The 5,469-nt window shown below is 53.3% G+C and carries 1 tRNA gene and 3 rRNA genes; all 4 read left to right on the forward strand.

Annotated elements, in window-relative coordinates:
• Positions 1–230 precede the first annotated feature (230 nt).
• Positions 231–1,773: ribosomal RNA gene (locus DES54_RS18130) — 16S ribosomal RNA — on the forward strand.
• Positions 1,774–1,915: 142 nt separating this feature from the next.
• Positions 1,916–1,991: transfer RNA gene (locus DES54_RS18135), tRNA-Glu, on the forward strand.
• A 338-nt stretch (positions 1,992–2,329) separates the two neighbouring features.
• Positions 2,330–5,238 (forward strand): 23S ribosomal RNA (locus DES54_RS18140).
• A gap of 110 nt (positions 5,239–5,348) precedes the next feature.
• Positions 5,349–5,464 (forward strand): 5S ribosomal RNA (rrf, locus tag DES54_RS18145).
• Together the 16S, 23S and 5S rRNA genes with 1 tRNA gene alongside form the textbook arrangement of a ribosomal RNA operon.
• Positions 5,465–5,469 lie beyond the last annotated feature (5 nt).

Here is a 5,469-nt window from a genome sequence, read left to right on the forward strand (position 1 = left end):
TTGACTCTGAAAGAGGAAAGCGTAATATACGCCACCTCGCGTTAGTGGCTAAGGCCAGTACGCACTGCTCTTTAACAATTGAATCAGACAATCTGTGTGGGCACTCACAAGACCGTATCTTACGATATAAAAAAGTCTTGAAGAGTGACTGACAGTAAATTCATTACGAATAAACAGTTATTAATTCTTTGAGCATGGCTTCCCGAGTGGAAGCAAATCAAACAAATCTTAAATTGAAGAGTTTGATCATGGCTCAGATTGAACGCTGGCGGCAGGCCTAACACATGCAAGTCGGGCGGTAGCACAGAGGAGCTTGCTCCTTGGGTGACGAGCGGCGGACGGGTGAGTAAAGTCTGGGGATCTGCCTGATGGAGGGGGATAACTACTGGAAACGGTAGCTAATACCGCATGACGTCTTCGGACCAAAGTGGGGGACCTTCGGGCCTCACGCCATGAGATGAACCCAGATGGGATTAGCTGGTAGGTGAGGTAACGGCTCACCTAGGCGACGATCCCTAGCTGGTCTGAGAGGATGACCAGCCACACTGGAACTGAGACACGGTCCAGACTCCTACGGGAGGCAGCAGTGGGGAATATTGCACAATGGGGGAAACCCTGATGCAGCCATGCCGCGTGTGTGAAGAAGGCCTTCGGGTTGTAAAGCACTTTCAGCGGGGAGGAAGGCGATAAACTTAATAAGTTTGTTGATTGACGTTACCCGCAGAAGAAGCACCGGCTAACTCCGTGCCAGCAGCCGCGGTAATACGGAGGGTGCAAGCGTTAATCGGAATGACTGGGCGTAAAGCGCACGCAGGCGGTGTGTTAAGTTGGATGTGAAATCCCCGGGCTCAACCCGGGAACAGCATTCAAAACTGACAGGCTAGAGTCTCGTAGAGGGGGGTAGAATTCCAGGTGTAGCGGTGAAATGCGTAGAGATCTGGAGGAATACCGGTGGCGAAGGCGGCCCCCTGGACGAAGACTGACGCTCAGGTGCGAAAGCGTGGGGAGCAAACAGGATTAGATACCCTGGTAGTCCACGCCGTAAACGATGTCGACTTGGAGGCTGTGGTCTTGAACCGTGGCTTCCGGAGCTAACGCGTTAAGTCGACCGCCTGGGGAGTACGGCCGCAAGGTTAAAACTCAAATGAATTGACGGGGGCCCGCACAAGCGGTGGAGCATGTGGTTTAATTCGATGCAACGCGAAGAACCTTACCTACTCTTGACATCCAGAGAAGACTGTAGAGATACGGTTGTGCCTTCGGGAGCTCTGAGACAGGTGCTGCATGGCTGTCGTCAGCTCGTGTTGTGAAATGTTGGGTTAAGTCCCGCAACGAGCGCAACCCTTATCCTTTGTTGCCAGCACGTAATGGTGGGAACTCAAAGGAGACTGCCGGTGATAAACCGGAGGAAGGTGGGGATGACGTCAAGTCATCATGGCCCTTACGAGTAGGGCTACACACGTGCTACAATGGCGCATACAAAGAGAAGCGAGCCTGCGAGGGTGAGCGGACCTCATAAAGTGCGTCGTAGTCCGGATTGGAGTCTGCAACTCGACTCCATGAAGTCGGAATCGCTAGTAATCGTAGATCAGAATGCTACGGTGAATACGTTCCCGGGCCTTGTACACACCGCCCGTCACACCATGGGAGTGGGTTGCAAAAGAAGTAGGTAGCTTAACCTTAGGGGGGGCGCTTACCACTTTGTGATTCATGACTGGGGTGAAGTCGTAACAAGGTAACCGTAGGGGAACCTGCGGTTGGATCACCTCCTTAACACAGAGATGTGAGTTGAGTGACGTGTCCACACAGATTGTCTGATGAAAATACTGAGCAAGCGCACCTGTTGATGCGGTAGGGGAGACCTTACGCTGATGCGAAAAGCGCCAACCCCCGGGGTCTGGTGCGGATTTTTCGTGTCCCCATCGTCTAGAGGCCTAGGACACTGCCCTTTCACGGCTGTAACAGGGGTTCGAATCCCCTTGGGGACGCCATACCGATAATGGGTGAAAGACATTATCACCGAATAGCGTAAAGCTGACTTGAGAAAGTCAGGGTTTACGGTATTGCTCTTTAACAATCCGGAACAAGCTGAAATTTGAAACGATGCGGCGACGATAATCTTTATTGACGATGTTGTCGTGTCAGAGTCTCTCAAAAATCGCAGCGCGAAGCGTTCTCTGCAAGAGGACTAGCGAGGCGTTCAAAGCCAAGGCGCACAGCGCGCAGGAAGCGCAGTGGACTTAATGTCCATGAGCATTCCGAGCACTGCGCAACACGGGGTTTGGACGACGCAGCCAGACCGGGCGGAAGAAACACCTTCGGGTTGTGAGGTTAAGCGACTAAGCGTACACGGTGGATGCCTAGGCAGTCAGAGGCGATGAAGGGCGTGCAAATCTGCGAAAAGCGTCGGCAAGGCGATATGAGCCGTAATACCCGACGATACCCGAATGGGGAAACCCAGTGTGTTCCGACACACTATCGCAACATGAATACATAGTGTTGCGAGGCGAACCGGGGGAACTGAAACATCTCAGTACCCCGAGGAAAAGAAATCAACCGAGATTCCCCCAGTAGCGGCGAGCGAACGGGGAAGAGCCCAGAACCTGAATCAGTTTGTGTGTTAGTGGAAGCGTCTGGAAAGTCGCAGGGTACAGGGTGATACTCCCGTACACAAAAATGCACTCGCTGTGAGTTCGATGAGTAGGGCGGGACACGAGATATCCTGTCTGAAGATGGGGGGACCATCCTCCAAGGCTAAATACTCCTGACTGACCGATAGTGAACCAGTACCGTGAGGGAAAGGCGAAAAGAACCCCGGCGAGGGGAGTGAAAGAGAACCTGAAACCGTGTACGTACAAGCAGTGGGAGCATCCTTTGTGGTGTGACTGCGTACCTTTTGTATAATGGGTCAGCGACTTATATTCTGTAGCAAGGTTAACCGCATAGGGGAGCCGCAGGGAAACCGAGTCTTAACTGGGCGTTAAGTTGCAGGGTATAGACCCGAAACCCGGTGATCTAGCCATGGGCAGGTTGAAGGTTGGGTAACACTAACTGGAGGACCGAACCGACTAATGTTGAAAAATTAGCGGATGACTTGTGGCTGGGGGTGAAAGGCCAATCAAACCGGGAGATAGCTGGTTCTCCCCGAAAGCTATTTAGGTAGCGCCTCGTGAACTCATCTTCGGGGGTAGAGCACTGTTTCGACTAGGGGGTCATCCCGGCTTACCAACCCGATGCAAACTGCGAATACCGAAGAATGTTATCACGGGAGACACACGGCGGGTGCTAACGTCCGTCGTGAAGAGGGAAACAACCCAGACCGCCAGCTAAGGTCCCAAAGTCATGGTTAAGTGGGAAACGATGTGGGAAGGCCCAGACAGCCAGGATGTTGGCTTAGAAGCAGCCATCATTTAAAGAAAGCGTAATAGCTCACTGGTCGAGTCGGCCTGCGCGGAAGATGTAACGGGGCTAAACCATGCACCGAAGCTGCGGCAGCGACATTTAGGTGTTGTTGGGTAGGGGAGCGTTCTGTAAGCCGTTGAAGGTGGCCTGTGAGGGCTGCTGGAGGTATCAGAAGTGCGAATGCTGACATAAGTAACGATAATGCGGGTGAAAAACCCGCACGCCGGAAGACCAAGGGTTCCTGTCCAACGTTAATCGGGGCAGGGTGAGTCGACCCCTAAGGCGAGGCCGAAAGGCGTAGTCGATGGGAAACAGGTTAATATTCCTGTACTGGTTGTTACTGCGAAGGGGGGACGGAGAAAGCTGGGTTGGCCGGGTGACGGTAGTCCCGGTTTAAGCGTGCAGGTGGATGTTTTTGGAAAATCCGGAACATCATTAACACTGAGGCGTGATGACGAGTCACTACGGTGATGAAGCAACTGATGCTACGCTTCCAGGAAAAGCCTCTAAGCACCAGGTAACAGTCAATCGTACCCCAAACCGACACAGGTGGTCAGGTAGAGAATACTCAGGCGCTTGAGAGAACTCGGGTGAAGGAACTAGGCAAAATGGTGCCGTAACTTCGGGAGAAGGCACGCTGGCGCGTAGGTGAAGTCCCTGGCGGATGGAGCCGAAGCCAGTCGCAGATACCAGCTGGCTGCAACTGTTTAATAAAAACACAGCACTGTGCAAACACGAAAGTGGACGTATACGGTGTGACGCCTGCCCGGTGCCGGAAGGTTAATTGATGGGGTTAAGCGTAAGCTGAAGCTCTTGATCGAAGCCCCGGTAAACGGCGGCCGTAACTATAACGGTCCTAAGGTAGCGAAATTCCTTGTCGGGTAAGTTCCGACCTGCACGAATGGCGTAATGATGGCCAGGCTGTCTCCACCCGAGACTCAGTGAAATTGAACTCGCTGTGAAGATGCAGTGTACCCGCGGCAAGACGGAAAGACCCCGTGAACCTTTACTATAGCTTGACACTGAACCTTGAGCCTTGATGTGTAGGATAGGTGGGAGGCATTGAAGCGTGGACGCCAGTCTGCGTGGAGCCGACCTTGAAATACCACCCTTTGATGTTTGATGTTCTAACGTGGGCCCCTGAACGGGGTTGCGGACAGTGTCTGGTGGGTAGTTTGACTGGGGCGGTCTCCTCCCAAAGCGTAACGGAGGAGCACGAAGGTTAGCTAATCCTGGTCGGACATCAGGAGGTTAGTGCAAAGGCATAAGCTAGCTTGACTGCGAGAGTGACGGCTCGAGCAGGTGCGAAAGCAGGTCTTAGTGATCCGGTGGTTCTGCATGGAAGGGCCATCGCTCAACGGATAAAAGGTACTCCGGGGATAACAGGCTGATACCGCCCAAGAGTTCATATCGACGGCGGTGTTTGGCACCTCGATGTCGGCTCATCACATCCTGGGGCTGAAGTAGGTCCCAAGGGTATGGCTGTTCGCCATTTAAAGTGGTACGCGAGCTGGGTTTAGAACGTCGTGAGACAGTTCGGTCCCTATCTGCCGTGGGCGTTGGAAGATTGAGAGGGGTTGCTCCTAGTACGAGAGGACCGGAGTGAACGCACCGCTGGTGTACGGGTTGTGATGCCAATTGCATTGCCCGGTAGCTAAGTGCGGAAGAGATAACCGCTGAAAGCATCTAAGCGGGAAACTTGCCTCGAGATGAGTCTTCCCTGGGCACGTGATGCCCCTGAAGGGCCGTTGAAGACGACGACGTGGATAGGCCGGATGTGTAAGCGCAGCGATGCGTTGAGCTGACCGGTACTAATGACCCGAGAGGCTTAACCTTACAACACCGAAGGTGTTTTGTAGAGAGACGAAGGATTTTAGCTTGTTTTGAGATTGGTTCTGGTGGTTACACGGGAAGAGAGTGTAACGGCTGGAATGGAACAGAATTTGCCTGGCGGCGATAGCGCGGTGGTCCCACCTGACCCCATGCCGAACTCAGCAGTGAAACGCCGTAGCGCCGATGGTAGTGTGGGGTCTCCCCATGTGAGAGTAGGGAACTGCCAGGCATCAA

It is taken from the genome of Brenneria salicis ATCC 15712 = DSM 30166, from assembly GCF_003315515.1.
Classification (GTDB): domain Bacteria; phylum Pseudomonadota; class Gammaproteobacteria; order Enterobacterales; family Enterobacteriaceae; genus Brenneria; species Brenneria salicis.